At 73.2% G+C, this 18493-nt stretch carries 19 protein-coding genes; 9 read left to right on the forward strand and 10 right to left on the reverse strand.

What is annotated here, in order from left to right; genetic code table 11:
* The first annotated feature begins 116 nt into the window (after positions 1-116).
* The 4 genes from AC07DA_RS19445 to AC07DA_RS19460 all read left to right on the forward strand — a co-directional run bounded on the left by AC07DA_RS19445 (position 117) and on the right by AC07DA_RS19460 (position 4878).
* Entirely contained in the window at positions 117-878 is a 762-nt protein-coding gene (locus tag AC07DA_RS19445; protein ID WP_479129390.1) for a ZIP family metal transporter, read from the forward strand.
* A 210-nt stretch (positions 879-1088) separates the two neighbouring features.
* Positions 1089-1610 carry a hypothetical protein gene (locus AC07DA_RS19450; RefSeq protein WP_479129391.1) on the forward strand — a complete coding sequence of 174 codons (522 nt, stop codon included), beginning with the start codon at positions 1089-1091 and terminating at the stop codon, positions 1608-1610.
* 400 nt (positions 1611-2010) lie between these two features.
* On the forward strand, positions 2011-3642 hold the full coding sequence (locus AC07DA_RS19455; RefSeq protein ID WP_479129460.1) for a glycoside hydrolase family 43 protein: 1632 nt from the start codon (positions 2011-2013) through the stop codon (positions 3640-3642).
* A gap of 270 nt (positions 3643-3912) precedes the next feature.
* Positions 3913-4878, forward strand: a complete 966-nt coding sequence (locus AC07DA_RS19460) for a glycoside hydrolase family 6 protein (protein ID WP_479129392.1) — start codon at positions 3913-3915, stop codon at positions 4876-4878.
* 195 nt (positions 4879-5073) lie between these two features.
* On the opposite strand, the gene AC07DA_RS19465 is transcribed toward AC07DA_RS19460, so the two are convergent.
* The 9 genes from AC07DA_RS19465 to sfnG all read right to left on the reverse strand — a co-directional run bounded on the left by AC07DA_RS19465 (position 5074) and on the right by sfnG (position 13584).
* Positions 5074-5751 carry a DUF3618 domain-containing protein gene (locus AC07DA_RS19465; RefSeq protein WP_479129393.1) on the reverse strand — a complete coding sequence of 226 codons (678 nt, stop codon included), beginning with the start codon at positions 5749-5751 and terminating at the stop codon, positions 5074-5076.
* Positions 5727-6161, reverse strand: coding sequence for a phage holin family protein (locus AC07DA_RS19470; RefSeq protein WP_479129394.1), 435 nt, complete (start codon positions 6159-6161; stop codon positions 5727-5729). Before AC07DA_RS19470 ends, AC07DA_RS19465 begins: the two co-directional genes overlap by 25 nt.
* A gap of 1 nt (position 6162) precedes the next feature.
* Positions 6163-6783 carry a hypothetical protein gene (locus AC07DA_RS19475; RefSeq protein WP_479129395.1) on the reverse strand — a complete coding sequence of 207 codons (621 nt, stop codon included), beginning with the start codon at positions 6781-6783 and terminating at the stop codon, positions 6163-6165.
* 155 nt (positions 6784-6938) lie between these two features.
* Entirely contained in the window at positions 6939-8204 is a 1266-nt protein-coding gene (locus AC07DA_RS19480) for a vanadium-dependent haloperoxidase (protein ID WP_479129396.1), read from the reverse strand.
* 44 nt (positions 8205-8248) lie between these two features.
* On the reverse strand, positions 8249-9406 hold the full coding sequence (locus AC07DA_RS19485) for an LLM class flavin-dependent oxidoreductase (protein WP_479129397.1): 1158 nt from the start codon (positions 9404-9406) through the stop codon (positions 8249-8251).
* 36 nt (positions 9407-9442) lie between these two features.
* A complete protein-coding gene (locus AC07DA_RS19490; RefSeq protein WP_479129398.1) occupies positions 9443-10639 on the reverse strand; it encodes an SfnB family sulfur acquisition oxidoreductase in 1197 nt (398 codons plus the stop codon).
* On the reverse strand, positions 10636-11193 hold the full coding sequence (gene ssuE, locus AC07DA_RS19495; protein WP_479129399.1) for an NADPH-dependent FMN reductase: 558 nt from the start codon (positions 11191-11193) through the stop codon (positions 10636-10638). Before ssuE ends, AC07DA_RS19490 begins: the two co-directional genes overlap by 4 nt.
* A 12-nt stretch (positions 11194-11205) precedes the next feature.
* Positions 11206-12423 carry an acyl-CoA dehydrogenase family protein gene (locus tag AC07DA_RS19500; RefSeq protein WP_479129400.1) on the reverse strand — a complete coding sequence of 406 codons (1218 nt, stop codon included), beginning with the start codon at positions 12421-12423 and terminating at the stop codon, positions 11206-11208.
* 30 nt (positions 12424-12453) lie between these two features.
* The gene (sfnG, locus tag AC07DA_RS19505; RefSeq protein ID WP_479129401.1) at positions 12454-13584 is read right to left on the reverse strand and encodes a dimethylsulfone monooxygenase SfnG; all 1131 of its coding nucleotides are present in this window, start codon (positions 13582-13584) and stop codon (positions 12454-12456) included.
* A gap of 393 nt (positions 13585-13977) precedes the next feature.
* On the opposite strand from sfnG, the gene AC07DA_RS19510 reads away from it, so the two are divergent.
* The 5 genes from AC07DA_RS19510 to AC07DA_RS19530 all read left to right on the forward strand — a co-directional run bounded on the left by AC07DA_RS19510 (position 13978) and on the right by AC07DA_RS19530 (position 17875).
* Positions 13978-14892 carry a LysR family transcriptional regulator gene (locus tag AC07DA_RS19510; RefSeq protein WP_479129402.1) on the forward strand — a complete coding sequence of 305 codons (915 nt, stop codon included), beginning with the start codon at positions 13978-13980 and terminating at the stop codon, positions 14890-14892.
* Positions 14893-15463: 571 nt separating this feature from the next.
* Complete coding sequence (locus AC07DA_RS19515) at positions 15464-15640, forward strand: hypothetical protein (RefSeq protein ID WP_479129403.1); 177 nt, start codon at positions 15464-15466, stop codon at positions 15638-15640.
* Positions 15641-15875: 235 nt separating this feature from the next.
* The gene (locus AC07DA_RS19520; RefSeq protein ID WP_479129404.1) at positions 15876-16568 is read left to right on the forward strand and encodes a DUF4142 domain-containing protein; all 693 of its coding nucleotides are present in this window, start codon (positions 15876-15878) and stop codon (positions 16566-16568) included.
* The gene (locus tag AC07DA_RS19525) at positions 16565-17200 is read left to right on the forward strand and encodes a class F sortase (protein WP_479129405.1); all 636 of its coding nucleotides are present in this window, start codon (positions 16565-16567) and stop codon (positions 17198-17200) included. The genes AC07DA_RS19520 and AC07DA_RS19525 overlap by 4 nt, the downstream gene beginning before the upstream one ends.
* Before the next feature lie 273 nt (positions 17201-17473).
* Positions 17474-17875 (forward strand): STAS domain-containing protein, encoded by a 402-nt coding sequence (locus AC07DA_RS19530; RefSeq protein WP_479129406.1) that lies wholly within the window; start codon positions 17474-17476, stop codon positions 17873-17875.
* Positions 17876-17963: 88 nt separating this feature from the next.
* Here AC07DA_RS19530 and AC07DA_RS19535 read toward each other — a convergent pair whose 3' ends face one another.
* A complete protein-coding gene (locus tag AC07DA_RS19535) occupies positions 17964-18359 on the reverse strand; it encodes a RidA family protein (protein ID WP_479129407.1) in 396 nt (131 codons plus the stop codon).
* Positions 18360-18493: the final 134 nt, after the last annotated feature.

An 18493-nucleotide genomic window follows, 5' to 3' on the forward strand; every position in this document is an offset into this window, starting at 1 on the left:
CGTATGCCTGTCCGAACCGCCCGTCACGGTTGTGGCGCGAGTGTTCCTTGTCCGTTCAACTCGTGGCGGGCCGTCGAGCGGGTGGGACAGCTCCGTGTCGGGGCAGACGGAGCAGCATGCCTGAAATGATCCAAGCCGGCGGCTGGGGAATGGTGGCCGGCTCCGCCCTGCTGCTCGGAGCGCTGCTCGGCTACCGGCTGCGCGTCCCCCAGAAGGTCATCGCCCTGGTGATGGCCTTCGGCGCGGGTGTGCTGCTGTCGGCCGTGTCCTTCGAACTGGTCGGTGAAGCCTACGAAGAGGCCGGACTCGCCCCGGCGGCCCTCGGAACGCTGGCCGGGGCCCTGGCCTACACGGCCGGCAACGTGTGGCTGGCGCGCCGCGGGGCCCGGCATCGCAAGCGGTCCGGCCACCACCCGGCGCAGGCGCAGCCCTCCGAGGAGCGGGACAAGGGCTCGGGGCTGGCGCTGGCGCTGGGCGCGCTGCTCGACGGTGTCCCCGAGTCCGCCGTCATCGGGGTCGGCCTGCTCAACGGCGGCGCCGTCAGCGCGGTCACCGTGGCGGCGGTGTTCATCAGCAACATCCCCGAGGGGCTGTCCAGTTCGGCCGGCATGAGGAAGGCCGGGCGCGGCAAGGGCTACGTCTTCGGCGTGTGGGGGGCGATCGCCGCCGCGAGCGCGCTCTCCGCCGTCCTGGGTTACGCCGTGGTCGGGGGCTTCTCGACGGCCGTGATCGCGGCGGTGACGGCTGTGGCCGCGGGCGCGATCCTGGCGATGATCGCCGACACGATGATCCCCGAGGCCTTCCAGGAAGCCCACCTGGCCATCGGACTGGTGACCGTCAGCGGCTTCCTGGTCTCGTTCGCCCTGTCCCACGCCTGACCGGCCCCGAGGGGCCGCACCCATTGCCTTCACGTCAGCCATTGCAACGATGGCCCCCTACGCGGACTGTTGCGTTACGAACGCCCATTGCAATGATTTCCCCACTCTGAGCTACACAGATAGCGAGAATGCATCATAAATGAGTTGCCCGATTCATAAACGCAACGTAGCGTTTCACAATGTCGAAACGGCGTGGGCGATCGGGGGATCATGGATACAGCACAGGGGCAGCGGAGGGCGGGCCCCGGTGTCCTCACCGCCTTCGCCCGCTTCGTGATCTGCGGCGGCGGAGTGGGGCTCGCCTCCAGCTTCGCCGTGGCGGCCGTCGCCTCCTGGATGCCCTGGATCCTGGCCAACGCCCTGGTCACCACGGCGTCCACGCTCCTCACCACCGAACTGCACGCACGCTTCACCTTCGGCGCGGGCCGGCACGCGACCGCGCGTCAGCACGCCCAGTCGGCCGGATCGGCGGCGGCCGCCTACGCGGTGACCTGCGCGGCGATGCTCGTTCTGCACCGGGTGGCGGCGGCGCCCGGCGCGATGCTCGAACAGGCCGTCTACCTGTCCGCCTCCGCGCTCGCGGGCGTGGCGCGCTTCGCCGTGCTGCGCCTGGTCGTCTTCGCCCGGCAGCAGGCGCGGACCGCGGCCACCGGCCGCGCCGCCCTCCCGCGTCCGCCCCTGGTCCGCGGCGCGGTGACGCCCGGTTCGACGGCGCCGTGCCCCACCGCCTGAACATCCCGGACCGGCCTCCGGCCCGGCGGGGCGTGGCCGGGACCCGGGTACGCGGGATGGGCCGGCAGGCCGAAGGATTCGTCCGGCGTCCTCGACGCCGCCCACGGCGGTAGGGGCCGGAGGTACGGGCCGACCGCGAGGCGGGGCGCCCCACGCGCTTCGAAACATTTCGATGAGGGAACCGAATATTGCGAGAGGGCTTGACGGCGTCCATCGGCCACCTATGATCCTGGATGCTCGACAAGCCGATCGGTGTTCCGTATTTCGCACACACCTCGCGCGCACACCGCATCGACGGGCACAGCGACACGGCTCCACGAGCAGGACACCCCGCACCGCGCACGCCGGAACAGCTCCCCAGCCCCCCACGTCAGCCGGCACGAGGAAGGCACGGATGTCTATGTCATGTCCGCATCACCCCATCGGGCGCCGCCGAGCGCTGGCCGCCGCCTCCGGTCTGGTCACCGGCGCCCTGCTCCCGCTCGCCGGAGCCTCACGCGCCGCCGCGTCCCTGCCCGGCCCGGCGGCCGCCGCCACGTACACCAACCCGGTGATCTGGCAGGACTTCGCGGACATCGACGTCATCCGCGTCGGCGACACGTACTACGCCTCCGCCTCGACCATGCACTACTCGCCGGGCGCACCCGTCCTGCGCTCCTACGACCTCGTCGACTGGGAGATCGCCGGCCACTCCGTGCCCGTCCTGGACTTCGGCCCCAAGTACGACCTGAACGGCGCGCGCGCTTACGTCCGCGGCATCTGGGCCTCGACACTGGCCTACCGCCCGAGCAACCGGACGTTCTACTGGCTCGGGCAGATCGACTTCGCCAGGACGTACGTTTACACCGCCACCGCCGTCGAGGGCCCGTGGAGCCGGCACACGACCATCGGTACGCCCTACTACGACGCCGGACTGCTCGTCGACAGCGACGACACCCTCTACGTGGCGTACGGCAACACCACCATCAGCGTGGCGCAGCTCTCGCCCGACGGCCGCACCCAGGTGCGCAGCCAACCGGTGTTCACCACGCCGTCGAGCGTCGGCACTCTGGAAGGCGCCCGCTTCTACAAGATCAACGGGCAGTACTACATCTTCCTCACCCGCCCCGCGAACGGGCAGTACATCCTGAAGTCGGCGGGCGGTCCCTTCGGCCCCTACACGATGCGGCAGGTGCTGCTCGACCTGCGCGGACCGATCCCCGGCGGTGGCGTGCCGCACCAGGGCGGGCTGGTGCAGACGCCGAGCGGCGCCTGGTACTACCTGGCCTTCGTGGACGCCTACCCCGGCGGCCGCGTGCCCGCCCTGGCGCCGGTCAGCTGGACCCCCGACGGCTGGCCCGTCGTCCAGCTGGTCAACGGCGCCTGGGGCACGTCGTACCCCAGCCCGGTGGTGCCCGCCCCGCCCCGCCAGGTCACTCCCCTCATCGGCGTCGACACCTTCGGCGGCACCGCGCTGTCGCCGAAGTGGGAGTGGAACCACAACCCGGACACCACCAAGTGGTCGGTCGGCAACGGCCTGACGCTGCGGACCGCGACCGTCACCCACGACCTGTACGGGGCCCGCAACACCCTGACGCACCGCATCCAGGGCCCCACCTCCACCGCCACCGTCCAGCTCGACCACTCGGGCATGCGGGACGGTGACCGGGCCGGACTCGCGCTGCTGCGGGACTCGTCCGCGTGGATCGGTGTGAAGCGCGACGGCGGCGCCACGCGGGTGGTGATGGTCGGCGGGCTGACCATGGACGGCAACTGGAACACCACCGGCACCGGCACCGAGCTCGCGAGCGCACCCGTGACCGGCGGCCGGATCTGGCTGCGCGCGCACGCGGACATCCGCCCCGGCTCGCCCCGCCCGGGCACCTTCTCCTACAGCACCGACGGCACCCGCTTCACCCGTCTCGGCCCCGCCTTCTCGATGGGCAACGACTGGCGGTTCTTCATGGGCTACCGCTTCGCCCTCTTCAACCACGCCACACAGGCACTGGGCGGCGCGGTCCGCGTCACGCGGTTCGAGGTGTCCACACCCTGACCGACGGCGTGGGTCGCGCCACCGCACTTGCCACCGGTCCGGGACCCGCCGTCGGCGAGCCGCCGTCGTGGGCCCGCCGGCCGCGCAGCCGCTGCCTCCGGACAGTTCACGTCCGGCCCGCCGACCGGAACGCCAACCGCGTGACGGCCCGGGGCGCGGCGTAAGGACTGCTCCCCCGGACCGAACCCACCTGCTGACCCGGTGGGACCCGCCGCTCCGGCGCGGGACCCACACCGCCACCCCGTCCCCACCAGAGATCGAGGTTCAGCCATGCGCCGCACACTCCGCTCCCTGCTCACGGCTCTCTGCGCCGTGCCGCTGGCGCTCGCCGCCGCGCCGTCCGCGCACGCGGCCGACCCGACCACCCTGACCAACGGGTTCTACGTGGACCCCGACTCCAGCGCCAAGAGGTGGGTGGCCGCCAACCCCCGTGACGGCCGGGCCGCCGCCATCAACGCCTCCATCGCCAACACCCCGATGGCCCGCTGGTTCGGCTCCTGGAGCGGCCCCATCGGCACCGCCACAGGGGCCTACGCGGGAGCGGCGGACCGCGTCGACAAACTGCCCCTGCTCGTCGCCTACAACATCTACCACCGCGACTACTGCGGCGGGCACTCCGCGGGCGGCGCCGCCTCACCGTCCGCCTACGCCGACTGGATCGCCCAGTTCGCCGGCGGGATCGGCAACCGCCCGGCCGTCGTCCTCCTCGAACCCGACTCGCTCGGGGACTACGGCTGCATGAACCAGGCACAGATCGACGAGCGCGAGACCATGCTCAGCGGCGCCCTCGCCCAGTTCAGCCGCCAGGCACCCAACACCTGGGTCTACATGGACGCCGGCAACCCGCGCTGGGCCGACGCGGCGACGATGGCCCGGCGTCTCCACGAAGCCGGGCTCCGACAGGCCCACGGCTTCTCGCTCAACATCTCCAACTACATTCCGACCGCCGAGAACACCGCCTACGGCAACGCCGTCAACCGTGAACTGAGCACCCGCTACGGCTACACTAAGCCGTTCGTCGTGGACACCAGCCGCAACGGCAACGGCTCCGACGGCCAGTGGTGCAACCCCGCGGGCCGCCGGATCGGCACCCCCACCCGGCTGGGCGGAGGTGCCGAGATGCTGTTGTGGATCAAGGTTCCGGGCGAGTCCGACGGCAACTGCGGCGTGGGACAGGGCTCCTCGGCCGGGCAGTTCCTCCCCGAGGTGGCTTACAAGATGATCTACGGCTACTGATCCGGACGCCCCCGGACCAGGTGCGCGGCGAGGAGCTCAAGGGGAAGGGCCGCTCCGACCTCCCCAGGTGTCGCGGCCCTTCCCGTCCAGCGGCAAGCGGTTACCCCGGCACGCCGGTTTCACGCCTCGTTCGCACCGGGACGCGTCCCGCGGGGCGGGCGGGCCGTCCCGTCCGCCCCGTGGCGTGGCTTCCTCCTAGGGGCCGCCCGTCTGCCCGCGTGCTTCGTCCGCGGTGCTCTGCGCGGACCGGCGGGCCTGGTCGGACACCTGGCCGGCCTGCTCCGCCGCCCGGTCCTTGGTCGTGCGGGCGGCTTCGGAGGCGGTGTCGCCGACCTCCTGGACGGCCTGGCGGCCGGCCCGGGTGGCGTCCTCCTTCAGCTGCTGCGCGGACTCCAGCGCGGCCTGCTTCACCGGTTCGACGGCTTGCCCGGCCCGCTGCGCCGCCTGCTCCTCCGCCTGCGAGGTGGGCAGCAGCGAGGCGGTCAGCAGGCCCGCGCCGAAAGCGATCAGGCCCGCGGCGAGCGGGTTGCCCCGGGTCTGCCGCATCGCCTGTTCCGGCGCCTGCCGGACGGCCTCGCCCGCCTGTTCCGCGGTCTGACGCGCGGTGTCCGTGACCTTCCCGGCGGCCTGGCCGGTGGTGTCCTGCACCGAGCGGGCGGCCTGGCGGCCGCGGTCGGCGGTCTGTCCGGTGATCTCCGAAGCGCTGCCCATGACCCGCTCCCTGACGCCGTGCAGTGCCCCGCGGGCGCGCCGGGTCCGGCGCCGTACCACCTGGCGCGGGCGGGCGCGGTCGGCGAGCCGGGAGACGTCCTCCGACAGCCTCTCCCGCGTGGACTCGATGTCGGCCCTTATCCGGTCGGGTGCCGTGCCCATCGCACGTCCTCCTTCAGTGTTTCCATGGTCTGTTCCGGCTTGGGCGACACGGTGCGCATCCGTGCGCGGCCCCGGCGGTAGAGGATCAGGCCGACCACGGCCCACAGCGCGGTGACGATCAGCGCGGCCCAGGCCAGGTCCATGACGTTGCCCAGGCCGAACATCGCCGCCAGTGTCAGCAGGAGGGCCACCATGTAGCCGGCGAAGCCGGCGCCGCCGAACATCCCGGCGGCCTTGCCCGCCTTGGTGGCCTCTTCCCGGACCTCGGCCTTGGCCAGTTCCACCTCCTGCCGGAGCAGCTGCTGCACGTCCGACGTCACCGTCGACAGCAGTTCCCCCAGGGAGCTGTCCTCCTGCCCGCGGTGCTTCGCGGCGCGTGCTCCCGGGGCGTGCGGTGTCAGCGACGACATCTCAGGCCTCCCGGTGTTCCGGCAGCTCCGGTGGCGCCGCCTCCCCGGGCAGGGGCACCGGACCGGGAGCGCCCGGACGTTCGGAGGGGCCCGGGCCGGATCCGTTCGCCTCGCCGCCCGCCTTGCCGCCCGCCTTGCCGCCCGCCTTGGCGAGCCGCCCGATCGCGAAGCCGGCCAGCACCGCGCCGCCGAGGAACGCTCCGGGGCGCCGGCGGGCGAAGTCCTCCAGATCACCGACCAGACCGCCGACTCCCCGCGAGTCCAGGTAGTCGGCGGCGCGGTGGCCGCGGTCCGCCGCCTGGGCCACGAGGCTCCTCGCGGGAGAGTCCCCGTCGGCGCCCTCCGCGAGACCGGACAGGTCGTCCGCCCACTGCCGCATCGCCTGTGCTCCGCGGCGGGCCTGGTTCTCCGCCTCCTCGGCGACCCGCGCCCGCAGGTCGCCGGCCATCGCGCCGGCCTGTGCCCTGGCCTCGCCGGTGACGGCTCTGGCCTGTTCGGCGGCCGTGCCGACGACCTCGCCCGCACCCTGGCGGGCCTGGTCGGCCGTGGCCGCCGCCTCCTGCCTGGCCGTCTGTCCGGCCTGCTGAGCACGACCGGTGCTCACGTTCGTCATCTCACTCATGAGTCCTCTCCCTCGAGGCACCGCCCGTGGTTCTGCTCCTGGGTCCGTTCCGCACGCACCCTCCTCGATTAACCACACCCATCACGCCAAAACGGCAGTAATAGGTATTTTTCGGTCAGGTTGCGTCCGGTCCTGCGGATGCCGGGAGGGGCTCGTCAGTGGCCGCGGCCGGCGGTCCCCTCGGCGGGGGCCAGGACGTGTCCGGCGTGGCGCAGGACATACCGGGCCACGTCCTTCCCGAGCGTGATGCCGGCCTCGTCGGCGGAGCGGGTGTGGATGCCCGACAGGACGCGGGCGTCCACGTTCTCGTCCGACAGCCGTTTCCAGGTGGTGTACGTCCTGGTCACGCCGGGAGCGGTGGGGCTGGTCAGGTCGAAGGGGGCCGTCCGCGGGCCCACGAGCGCCGCCAGCACGGTCTCCGCCGCGCCCGAGTAGGTGGTGTGGCCGCTCGGGTAGTCCGGGTGCGCCGGGGTGGCGTGCAGGGGTGTCCAGCCCGGGTCGGGGTCGATGGCGCCGGTGCGGATCGCCGTCACGGGACGCCAGCGCTCGTACGCGTACTTGCTGTCGGAGGTGGCGATCTGCGTGTCCACCGGCGCCACGTGGAAGAGCGCCACCAGCCGCGCCTGCCCGAACGGCCCCTGGTGCGTGCGGGAGAGGGCCACCCGCAGTGGCTCGGTGTAGAGGGTGAGGGAGGAGCCGAGCCAGAAGGCGGCGGTCTCCGTCTGGTGGGGACTGCGTGCCGTACTGTCCGCGCCGCCGTACGCGCGCACCTCGGCGAGGTCGGTGGCGTAGCGCGCGGAGTCCAGCCCTGGGGGCGGGCCGAGCCGGAACTGGTCCTGCGCCGTGAGGACGAAGGGCTCGGCGAGGCGGTTGCCGTACTGCGCCGCCGGAGCGTGGGCGGGTGGCGTCGGCTGCCACACGCCCGGCGCCGGTGGCCGTACCGGACAGGGCGCGTTGACCGAGCCGGGGTCGAGGCCGTCCCCCTGCCTCGCCGTGAGGAGGAGGTCCGCCTGCCGCTCCCCCGCCGCGATGCCGCGCCGCTCCGCCGGGCCGTCGGGGACGGCGTCGAGCGTCTTCCGGTACGTCGCGTCGAGCTGTTCGGCCCGGCTCGGGACGAGCGCGACCAGCGCGCGGTGCACGGCCGCGGCCAGTGCCGCCTCCTGGTAGGGGCCGCGTGCCACGCCCGCCGGGACGCTCCCGGTGGCGCGGGCCGCGGCGAGCCAGCCGATGGCCCACGTGCGGCTGTTGGTGACCTGGGTGGGCGCCCCCGCGGCCGCGATGGTCTCGGCCGTCGCGTCGTACCAGGTGAGTGCCGTGGTACCGCGGTCGGCCGCGGCGGCCCCGGGCACGGCGACGGACGCGGCCAGCAGCACCGCCGCGCCCATGGCGACGGCGGCCGGGCGGGTTCTGTACGGGTTCACGCGTTCTCCTTCGGCTCGGGTGGGACGCGGTGCCGGGAGCGCGCTCACGGACGCCCCGCGCCGGCGAAGGGCACCTGCGCGGAGGGGACCGCCGGCCGGCCGGCGGGGTGCTGCCACAGTCCGCGCGCCTGGAGCCGGGGCAGGACGCCTTCGCCGAACCAGTACGCCTCCTCCAGGTGCGGATAGCCGGAGAGCACGAACTCCTCGAAGCCCAGGGCCGCGTACTCCAGGATCCGCTCGGCGACCTCGTCGTGGCTGCCGACCAGGGCGGTGCCCGCTCCGCCGCGCACCAGGCCGATGCCGGCCCACAGATTGGGGTGGATCTCCAGGCGCTCGCGGCTGCCGCCGTCGTGCAGGGCGAGCATGCGCCGCTGCCCCTCCGACTCGCTGCGGGCGAGCCCCGCCTGGACCGACGCCACGGTCTGCGGGTCGAAACCGTCCAGCAGCCGGTTCGCCTCCGCCCAGGCCTGCTCGGCGGTGTCACGGGTGATGACGTGCAGCCGGACGCCGAAGCGGAGGGTGCGGCCCTCACGGGCCGCCAGCGCGCGTATCCAGGTGATCTTCTCGGCCACCTGCGCGGGCGGCTCGCCCCAGGTGAGGTACACATCGGCGTGCCGGGCGGCGACCTCTCCGGCGATCGGCGAGGAGCCGCCGAAGTAGACCCGGGGCACGGGGTCGGGCACCCGCGCCAGACGCGCGTCCTCGACCTGGAGGTGCTCGCCGTGCAGGTCGACGGTCTTCCCGGCCCACAACTCGCGTACGACCTGGAGGAATTCGCCGGTGCGGCGGTAGCGGGCGTCCTTGTCGAGGAAGTCGCCGTAGGCCCGCTGCTCGTGGCTCTCGCCGCCGGTGACGACATTGAGCAGCAGGCGCCCGCCCGTCTGGCGCTGGAAGGTGGAGGCCATCTGCGCGGCGAGCGTGGGTGAGACGAAGCCGGGCCGGAAGGCGACGAGGAACTTCAGCCGCTCGGTCCGCTGACTGACCATGGCCGTGGTCAGCCACGCGTCCTCGCACCAGGCGCCGGTCGGGGTGAGGGCGCCGGCGAAGCCGAGGTCCTCGGCGGCGCGGGCGATCTGGCTCAGGTAGCCCACCGTCGGCGGCCGGTCACGGCCGGTCTCCGTCGCCGGGGTGCCGTGGCCGCCGCCGACGACATGGCGGCTGTCGCCGTTGGTGGGCAGGAACCAGTGGAAGGTGAGGGACACGCGGGGGCTCCGATCGGGTGCGCTGGGGATGGTCGGTCAGAGAAGTCCGTGCCGGGGCGGCCTGGTGCCGTTGAGCACGTAGCGGCCGATGTGCTGGACCTTCCAGCGGGCCGGGTCGTGCAGGGAGTGGGTGCGGGCGTCCCGCCAGTGGCGGTGCAGGCCCAGGGGGTCCAGCGCCGAGCGGGTCCCCGCGACCTCGAAGAGCGCGCTGCCCAGGTCCACGGCCGCCTCCCCCGCGGACACCTTGGCGGCGGCCACCGCCACGGAGGCCGCGGCGGCCGAGTCGTCGGTCAGGCCGGCGCGTGCGGTGTCGACCGCGCGGGCGGCCTCGCGCAGCAGCGCCTCGGCCGCGCGGACCCGGATGGCCAGTTCGCCGAACCGCTGGATCAGCAGCGGGTCCTCGGCCGCGGTGGCGTGCCCCTCGTCGACGCTCTCGAACCACGGACGGCTCCTGGCGCGGACGAACTCCACCGCCTCGGCCAGCGCGCCGGCGGCGATCCCGGTGTCGATGGCGGCGTGCAGCAACTGAGCGACGGCGCCGTGCAGTTGCGGCCCACGGAAGGTGAGGTGGTGCGGGACGACCCGGTCGGCGGGGACGGGTACCGACTCCAGGCGGACGGTGCCGCTGGCGGTGGTGCGCTGCCCCATGCCGTCCCAGTCGTCCGTCACGGTGAGCCCCGGGGCGTCGCGGGGCACGTACGCGACGTGCAGGGCGTCGTCCCCGCCGCGGGCGAGGACGGGGATCCAGTCGGCGAACAGGGCGCCGGTGCAGTAGTGCTTGACGCCGTCGAGGACGTACGAGCCGTCCGGCCGCGGCGTGAGCCGGGTGCGGATGTCCTGCACGTGCCTGGTTCCCGCCTCGGACTGGGCGTTGCCGAACCGCTTGCCGGCCAGCACCTCGCCGAAGAAGAACGCCCGCTGCTCGTGCGTCCCCCGCCGGCGCAGCACGTTGACGTACACGAAGTGGCTCTGCGGGATCTGGGCGAGGCTGGCGTCCGCGGTGGCCAGCAGCCGGAAGATCTCGGCGAGCGTGCCCGCGTCGACGTCCGCGCCGCCGAACTCGGCCGGTACGGACACGGCGAGCAGCCCGGACGCCGAGAGCCGTGCCACTTCCGCGTGCGGCAGCCGGCGGCGCGCGTCCCGCTCGGCGGCTTCCTCGCGGAACTCCGCGGCGAGTGCCGCGGCGACGGCGAGCGCCTCACAGCCGTCGGCGATCACGTGTGCGGTGCTCATCCGGTGGCCGCCAGCAGGGTCGTGCGGCCGCCCAGGGCGGCGGAGAACTGGTCCGTGACCTGCGCCAGGGCCTGCGCCGGACCGGGTGCGACGGTCAGGGTGCCGTCGTCGCCCGCGGTGATGTCCTTGTCGAGGGTGAACCAGCCCGGGACGATGTGCGTGGCGCCCATGGAACTCAGCACGGGACGCAGCGCGTAGTCGATGGCCAGGACGTGGGCGACGGAGCCGCCGGTGGCCAGCGGGAGGATCGTCTTGCCGGCCAGTGCGTACTGCGGGAGCAGGTCGAGCAGGGACTTCAGCAGCCCGGAGTAGGCGGCCTTGTAGACGGGGGTGCCGACCACGACCCCGTCCGCCTGCTCGACCAGCGCCGTGGCCCGCGCGATGGCCGGGTGCCGGAAGTCCGCCCCGAGCAGGGCCTCGGCGGGCAGGTCGCGGACGTCGAAGGGGATCACCTCGTGTCCCTGCGCGGTGAGCCGCCGGTCCAGGTGGCGCAGGAGGAGCGCGGTGCGGGAAGTGGCGGAGGGGCTGCCGGAGACGGACAGGATCGTGGCCATGGGAGGGACCTTTCAGGAGTACCAGGTGGGCTGCGGCAGTTCGCCCGTCAGGACGTGGCGGCCGACCTCGCGGCGCTTGTAGGCGACGGGGTCGTGGAGCGTGTGCGTGCGGACGTTGCGCCAGAAGCGGTCGAGGCCTTCGGCGGAGGCGGTGGCGCGGGCTCCGGTCACCTCGAAGACGCGGTTGGTGATCTCCAGGGCGACGTCGGTGGCGCGGGCCTTGACCGCGGCCACCCGCACCTCGAACTCGCCGCGGGCCTGCTCGGTGACCGCGTCGGGGTCGTCGTGCAGCTTCTGGCCCTCGGCGGCCACGGTGTCGGCCAGCGCCTCGACGGCCCACAGCTTGGCGGTGAGGTCGCCGTAGGTGTCGATGACGTACGGCTCGTCCACGGCACGGTCGTGGCCGCCGTGCAGCCAGGGCCGGGACTTGGCGCGGGTGTAGGCGGCGGCGGTCTTCAGGGCGCCGGCCGCGATGCCGAGGTAGAAGCTGACGAAGACGAGCTGGATCGTCGGCACGTTGAGCGTGTTGTACACGCGGGGCCGGAACCGCTTGTCCACGTATCCGGCGGCGGCCGACCAGGGGACGCGTACGGCGTCGAGGGTGACGCCGCCGCTCTCGGTGAGGCGCTGGCCGATGTTGTCCCAGTCATCGTGGAAGGTCAGGCCCTCGCTGCCGGAGGGGACGATGGCGAAGACGTGGTCGTCGGTGCCCTCCAGGACGCCCTCGAGCACGGTGACGTCGGAGACCTTGCTGCCGGTGGAGAAGGTCTTGCGGCCGGTGAAGGTGAGGGTGTCGCCCTCGTCGCGCACCACCACGTCGGCGTCGCGCGGGTTGACGGCGCCGCCGAAGAACCAGCGGTTCCGGGCGGCTTCGGCCTCGACGTGCTCCCACTGCTCGCGGGTGCCGACCAGGCGGGCGGCCCAGTTCCACAGGTAGTGGTAGCCGAGCAGCTGGCCGATGGAGCCGTCGGCCTGGGCGACCTCGCGGACGACACGGTAGGCGGTGGGCCAGTCCTGGCCCCCTCCCCCGTGCTCGACGGGGCCGAGCAGGGTGACCAGGCCGGAGTCCTTCAGGAGCCGGACCTCCTCGTAGGGGGTGGCGCCGGCCTTGTCCCGGGCTGCCGCGTCGGTGGCCAGGACGGCGGCGACCTCCGAGGCCCGGGCGATCCAGCCCTCGGCGTCCTGCGGGAGCGGGGCGGTCTGCCAGTCGGTGCGGGCGACGGTGCTCATGGGGTGTTCCTTTCGTGACGGGACGGCCGGTCAGGCGTGTGCGGCGGCGGACGGCTCGAACTCGGGCTGCTGCGCCTCCAGTTCGCGCACCAGGGGCAGCACCCGCTTGCCGAAGTACTCGACCTCCTCCAGGTAGTGCAGGAAGCCGAGGAGGAGGAGGTCGACGCCGAGCCGCTTGTAGGCGACGATCCGCTCGGCGATCTGCTCGGGCGTGCCGATCAGGCCGGTGCGGAAGCCGTCGTTGTACTGGACGAGGTCCTCGAAGCCGGAGTCCTGCCACATGCCCTTGCCGTCGGCGGTGGACTGACCGGCCTGCCGGACGGCCTCGCGGAAGCCGTGGACGGCGGGCGTGTCGGCCTTGGCGACGATCTCGCGGAGTGTCTCGCGGGCCTCGGCCTCGGTGTCGCGGGCGATGAGGAAGCCGTTGAGGCCGAACCTGGGTGGCCTGCGGCCTGCCTGTGCGGCGGAGGCGCGGACGTCGGTGATCTGCTCGGTGATGCCGTCGAAGTCCTTGCCGTTGCTGAAGTACCAGTCGGAGACGCGGCCGGCCATGGCCCGCGCGGCGGTGGAGTTGCCGCCCTGGAAGATCTCCGGGTGGGGGCGCCCGGGCGTGCCGAGCGGCTTCGGCTTGAGGGAGAAGTCGCGCAACCGGTAGAAGTCCCCGGCGAGTTCGGCGTGGTCCTCGGTCCAGATGCGGCGCAGCGCGGTGATGAACTCCTCGGCGCGGCGGTAACGCTCGTCGTGCTCCAGCCAGGGCTCGCCGAGGGCCGTGAACTCGCCCTTGAACCATCCGCTGACGACGTTGACGGCGAAGCGTCCGCCCGAGAGGTGGTCGGCGGTGGCGCCGAGTTTGGCGAGGACGCCCGGGTGCCACAGGCCCGGGTGGACGGCGGCGATGACCTTGAGCCGCTGCGTGGCGAGGAGCAGGGCGAGGCTGAAGCTGGTCGACTCGTGCTGGTACTCGGCGCCGTAGCTGGCCATGTAGCGGACCTGGCTGAGGGCGTAGTCGAAGCCGTTGTTCTCGGCGAGCACGGCCAGTTCGCGGTTGTAGTCGTAGCCCCAGTCGGTGCGCTGCTCGACGGTGCTGGTGACGAGGCCGCCGCTGACGTTCGGCACCCAGTAGGCGAAGCGGACGGGATCGGTTCCGGGGAATTCGGGCATGGGGAAACTCCTGGCCGGCGAATGCTGCGGGAAAGCGTGAGGGAGGGACTTCCGGAATTCGGGCACGCGCGGTGCCGTACGGCGGAAAAACCACCGTCACAGGAGGACGCGGCCGGGGTGGGAATTCACAAAAGGTGCGGACGGGGGGCGCGGACGCGAGGGTTTCCCTCGGTGCGCTCAGACCCGGCAGCGACAGCGGGAGCTGCAGACACGCGCCAGATCGACGTGGCGTCGCCGCGTGAGGTCCTGTCGCTTCATGTCTCGATCAAAGCAGCGCGGCGTCCGGCCGGTCAAGAATGCCCGGCCTGATTTCACATGCTGGGCTTCGGTATTCACGAGGTTGTGACAGGGATTCCCTTGAACCCGGCGCGGTGCGGTCGGCAGTCTCCTGTCGTGCGCATCGAACAGCTCGAATACATGGCCGCCGTCACCCGCTTCGGATCCCTGCGGCGGGCCGCCGAGGAACTGCACCTGTCCCAGCCGGCGCTCAGCGAGACCGTGCGCAACCTGGAGCGGGAACTCGGCGTGGACCTGCTGGAGCGCAAGCGGTCCGGGGCGAAGATCAGCGACGAGGGGCGGGAACTGCTGCCCCACATCATGGGCGTGCTGGACGCGGTCGACCGGCTGCGGGGCGCGGCCGACGACCAGCACCGCATCAGCCGCATGGTCCGGCTCGGCACGGTCAACACGGCCACCGTCCCGCTGGTCATCCCGACCGTGCGGGAGTTCCGCTCCTGTCACCCGCGCACCCAGGTGGAGTTGGTGGGCGCCCGGCAGTCCGGGATCCACCGCGGGTTGCTGGAGGGCTCGTTCGACCTGGGCCTGGTGAACTACCTGGAGGGCGACGACATGCCGCCCGGATTCGAGAGCACCGAGCTGCTGCGCGGCCGGCCCGTGGTGTGCGTGCGACCCGACAGTCCGCTCGCGGCCCTGGAGGCGGTGGACACGGACCGTCTCCTGGCCGAACCGCTGGTGGTGATGCGCTCCGGCTATGTCATGCATCGGTTCCTGCACCGTCTGCTCCGCGGCCGGACCCCGGTCTTCTCGTACTCCACCGACGGTGCGGAGATGGGGAAGCTGATGGTCGCGGAAGGGCTGGGGGCGACGGTACTGCCGGACTTCAGCGTCGTCGGGGACCCGCTGGAGCGGAGCGGCACCATCACCGTGCGGCCGCTGGCGGAGGGGGCCGCCGAGGTGCTGCTGGTGTTGCAGCGCCGGCAGGCGGGGTCCGTCCCGCGGGCCGTCCGCGACCTGCACGAGCTGTTCGTGCGCAACGCCGGTGCGTACCGGGCCGGTTCGAGCACGTGAGGCGGCGGCCCCTGGAGCTGCTCCAGTCGGTCCGCGGCCCGGCCCGGTGAGCCCACGGCGGCCGTCCACCGCCTCCCGGGCGTCGTCGATCTGTTCGGCGCCGTCTGGCGGCCCGGCGTCGGGCAGCAGGAGCAGGTCGTGGTGCGGGGCGACGCGGGGCTTGCCCAGCAGGTGCGCGCAGGAGAGGCGGTCCGGGGCGCGGCCGGCGGCGGGGGGCCTTCAGGAAGGGGCGCGTCCCGCCCGGCGGGCGGCCGCCGGAGCCGCGCCGGGCCCGGGCGGGGGCGGCCGGGGTGCAAGGCGTCGGCCAAGTCAAGCCGGCCGGCCTGGAAGGAACAGATCCCGCTGCTCGGCCGCCGCCGCGCCGCCCTGGGCGAGCGGGCCCAGGTAGCGGCGCACGCCGCTGACCGTCATGCCCGACGCGAGGGCAGACAGGCCGGCGCCTCGACACGCAGGGCGACCTGTCCCAGCAGGCCGGTCTTTTTGAGGGCACGTCGCCCGCGGGCCCGGGCGGCCCGCGACTCGTCGAACGCGCGGGGAGGGGCACCCGGGTCGTCGAAGGGAAGGAGACGAGATGACCAGCCCAGAGCGTGATCTGTCCACTCCGCTGGAACAGGTCACAGGAGAGAAGGACGTCCACCCGGAGGAAGAAGGGGCACCGCCCGCCGACCGTACCGCCGAGAGCGACGACGGCCGGACGGAACGGGGCGACGCACCGCCGGAAGCCCCCGACGACACGGAAGCTCCCTGAGGCCGCCATGACCGGGGCGGGACGCCGCACGCTCGGCGTCCCGCCCCGGCTCGTGCCCGCGCGCGGGCCGCGGGTGCTCTGTCGGCCGCCCGGGTGAGCGGACGGTGGGGGGCGATAGGCCCAGGCCGGGGGGTGGCACCGATGGATGCGGGGCGCTGTGCCATGCGCCCCGAATCCGATCACCGGTGTGGTGCCGGCACGGCCGCACCCTGCCGGTTCGAAGGGAGCACTCCCCATGCGTAGACGACTGCCGGCCGCCGCCCTGGCGGCGATGACCCTGACCGGCATATCCGCGGCCGAGGCGTTCGCCGACGGGACCGTGAGCAGCCAGGACGAGATGTTCTTGGTGCGCGCGCACCAGGGCAATCTCGCGGAGATCGCGGCCGGTCAAGACGCCCGGAAGAACGCGACGACCGCATGCGTGAAGAACGTCGGCGCGGTGCTGGTGCGCGACCACACCAAACTGGACGCGGACGTGAGGACGCTGGCCGGCAAGCTGAACGTCACACTGCCGGCCTCGCCGTCCCCCGAGCAGAAGAAGGAGCTGGCCGCCGTGCGGGCGAAGGCGGGCAGCCCGGCGTACGACGCGGCGTGGCTCGCCACGCAGGACGCCGCGCACCGCAAGACCCTCGCGCTGATCGACCAGGAGGTCAGGACCGGGAAGAACCCGGAGGTCGTGGCCGCTGCCCGCGCCGCGCGCCCGGTGGTGGCCATGCATCTGGACATGGTCCGAGGCGGCACCTGTCACGGCGCCCATGACGTCGGGAGGGTCCACGCGGGCACCGGAGGCCACCTGGCCGCGGCCGCGGACACTCCCGGAACCGCCGGCATCGCCGCCATGATCGGCGGCGGACTCGTCGCCGCCGGCGGCACCGCCTGGCTGGTGCGCACCCGCCGCCGCCCCGCCGCGGAGAGCCGGACCCCGTGACACGCCACCGGCTGGCCGCCGCCCTCACGACCGCGTGCGGTCTGGGCGCGGCGGCCGCCGGCTGGCTGATCTGCTCGCCCCCGCCGCACCTCGGCGACGCGGGGGCCCTGCCCGCGCACCGCGCCGTCACGGACGGCCGCGCCCGGGCGTCGCCGCCGACCCGCATCCACGGGCCTGCCGGTCTCGACGCCGCCGTCGTACCCGTCGCCGCCCGGGCCGACGGCGCGCTGCGCCTGCCGGAAGACCCGCGCACGGGCGGCTGGTGGGCGCTCGGAGCTCCGGTGGGCGCCCCCGCCGGGACGGCGCTGATCGCGGGACACGTCGACACCGCCGACGAGGGGCCGGGCCCCTTCGCCGCGCTGCACGGCATGCGCCTGGGGGCCCGTGTCGCGGTGACGGGGGCGGACGCCGAGGTGCGTCTGTACCGGGTCGTCGCCCGGCGTACGTACCGGCAGCACGAGCTGCCCAGCGGCCTCTTCACCCGCGCCGGACCGCACCGGCTCGCGCTGGTCACCTGCGCCGGCGCCTACGACCGCGCGGAGGGCCGCTACGAACGCAACCTCGTCCTGTACGCCACGCCGGTCGACGCACCCGGCGGGAGCGGTGCGCGCCCGGGGCTCTCGCCGCCGTGACCCCATTCACGGCGGTCGGCTCCGGATACGTGTCAGGATGGCCCGACGTGTGCGGCCCCCGCGGCGACGGGACGTGACGACGGTCGCCGCCTTAAGAGGCAGGCACACTGGGTAAGCGAAGAATGCGAAAGCGAAACGATCAGTAACCGGAAGTCCTCACCCCTGCCATAGGAAAGATTATGATCATCCCGCTTAGGAATCAGGCGGCAGATGAACACCATCCCCGTGCCGCCGAGTCCGCCCCTCCCCACCCCACGCGTTAGGGGACACACCGTGCTCCAGCTCATCGAACGCGACGGGGACCTGGCGGTGGCCGCTCTCGCGGACGACGTCGACTTCTTCACCAGCTCCGACCTGCGGACCGCCGGCCACCGGCTGCTGGACGACGGCTGCCGCTACCTCGTCCTGGACACCTCACCGCTCGGTTTCATCGACTCCAGCGGCATCACCGTCCTGCTGGCCTTCTGGCAGCGTCTGCACGCCGCGGACGGCGCTCTGGTCCTGGCCGTGCCCGACGAAGGCCTGCGCCGGCGGATGGACGTGCTCGGCCTGGACACCGTCCTGACCATCACGCCGGCACTCGGGGAGGCCGTCACGCGGGCCCGTCAACTCCGGGCAGGGGCCTACTCCCCCGGCCGGCGGTCGGCGCTGCCGGCCGAGTCGGAAAGCGCGTGACGCCGCTCGGCCACCTCGCCCGGCGTGAGGTCCCGGGGCGCGGGCACGGCCGGAGGCCACCGGGTCGCGCCCGGCCGTCGCGGTCACCTCACGCCACCGCGGTGCCCTCCAGTTCGACCATCAGCTCGGGCAGCGCCAGCCGCGTCACCCCGAGCAACGTGGAGGTCGGCGCCACCCCCGCGGCCGCCAACCGCGCCGCCAGCACCCCGTAGTGCTCGAAGAGCAGGTCGACGTCGGTGGTGTACACGGTGAGCCGGACGAGGTGCGCGAGGGACATACCGGCCTCGCCGAGCACGGCCTCCAGGTTGTCGACGGCGAGCGCCAGTTGCGCGGCCATGTCACCGGTGTGCTCGGGCTTGCCGTCGCCGCTCATCGCGGCCTGCCCGGAGCAGTACAGGGTCCGGCTCTGACCGGACACGATCTCGCCCTGGCTGTAGCCCATCTCCACCGACCAGGACCACGGGTTGACCGTCGATCGTTCCATCGCCACATCAGCTCCATTCGATTCCTCGGGGACACCGTCCGGAGGCCGGGCGGCAGGCACCCGGTCCCGGTCTCACGCCGATCAGCCTCCTCGGGAATGACGACACCCTTCGTCACGTATTCCGCTAGCGTTCC

The organism is Streptomyces sp. NPDC044921 (assembly GCF_056432865.1).

Bases quoted from the DNA above. Each gene is read 5' to 3' on its own strand.
- AC07DA_RS19475 (WP_479129395.1), bottom strand. From the start codon at position 6,783: ATGAGTGAGATGACGAACGTGAGCACCGGTCGTGCTCAGCAGGCCGGA.
- AC07DA_RS19450 (WP_479129391.1), top strand. From the start codon at position 1,089: ATGGATACAGCACAGGGGCAGCGGAGGGCGGGCCCCGGTGTCCTCACC.
- AC07DA_RS19465 (WP_479129393.1), bottom strand. From the start codon at position 5,751: ATGGGCACGGCACCCGACCGGATAAGGGCCGACATCGAGTCCACGCGG.
- AC07DA_RS19470 (WP_479129394.1), bottom strand. From the start codon at position 6,161: ATGTCGTCGCTGACACCGCACGCCCCGGGAGCACGCGCCGCGAAGCAC.
- AC07DA_RS19460 (WP_479129392.1), top strand. From the start codon at position 3,913: ATGCGCCGCACACTCCGCTCCCTGCTCACGGCTCTCTGCGCCGTGCCG.
- AC07DA_RS19445 (WP_479129390.1), top strand. From the start codon at position 117: ATGCCTGAAATGATCCAAGCCGGCGGCTGGGGAATGGTGGCCGGCTCC.
- sfnG (WP_479129401.1), bottom strand. From the start codon at position 13,584: ATGCCCGAATTCCCCGGAACCGATCCCGTCCGCTTCGCCTACTGGGTG.
- AC07DA_RS19535 (WP_479129407.1), bottom strand. From the start codon at position 18,359: ATGGAACGATCGACGGTCAACCCGTGGTCCTGGTCGGTGGAGATGGGC.
- AC07DA_RS19515 (WP_479129403.1), top strand. From the start codon at position 15,464: ATGACCAGCCCAGAGCGTGATCTGTCCACTCCGCTGGAACAGGTCACA.
- AC07DA_RS19490 (WP_479129398.1), bottom strand. From the start codon at position 10,639: ATGAGCACCGCACACGTGATCGCCGACGGCTGTGAGGCGCTCGCCGTC.
- ssuE (WP_479129399.1), bottom strand. From the start codon at position 11,193: ATGGCCACGATCCTGTCCGTCTCCGGCAGCCCCTCCGCCACTTCCCGC.
- AC07DA_RS19520 (WP_479129404.1), top strand. From the start codon at position 15,876: ATGCGTAGACGACTGCCGGCCGCCGCCCTGGCGGCGATGACCCTGACC.
- AC07DA_RS19455 (WP_479129460.1), top strand. From the start codon at position 2,011: ATGTCATGTCCGCATCACCCCATCGGGCGCCGCCGAGCGCTGGCCGCC.
- AC07DA_RS19500 (WP_479129400.1), bottom strand. From the start codon at position 12,423: ATGAGCACCGTCGCCCGCACCGACTGGCAGACCGCCCCGCTCCCGCAG.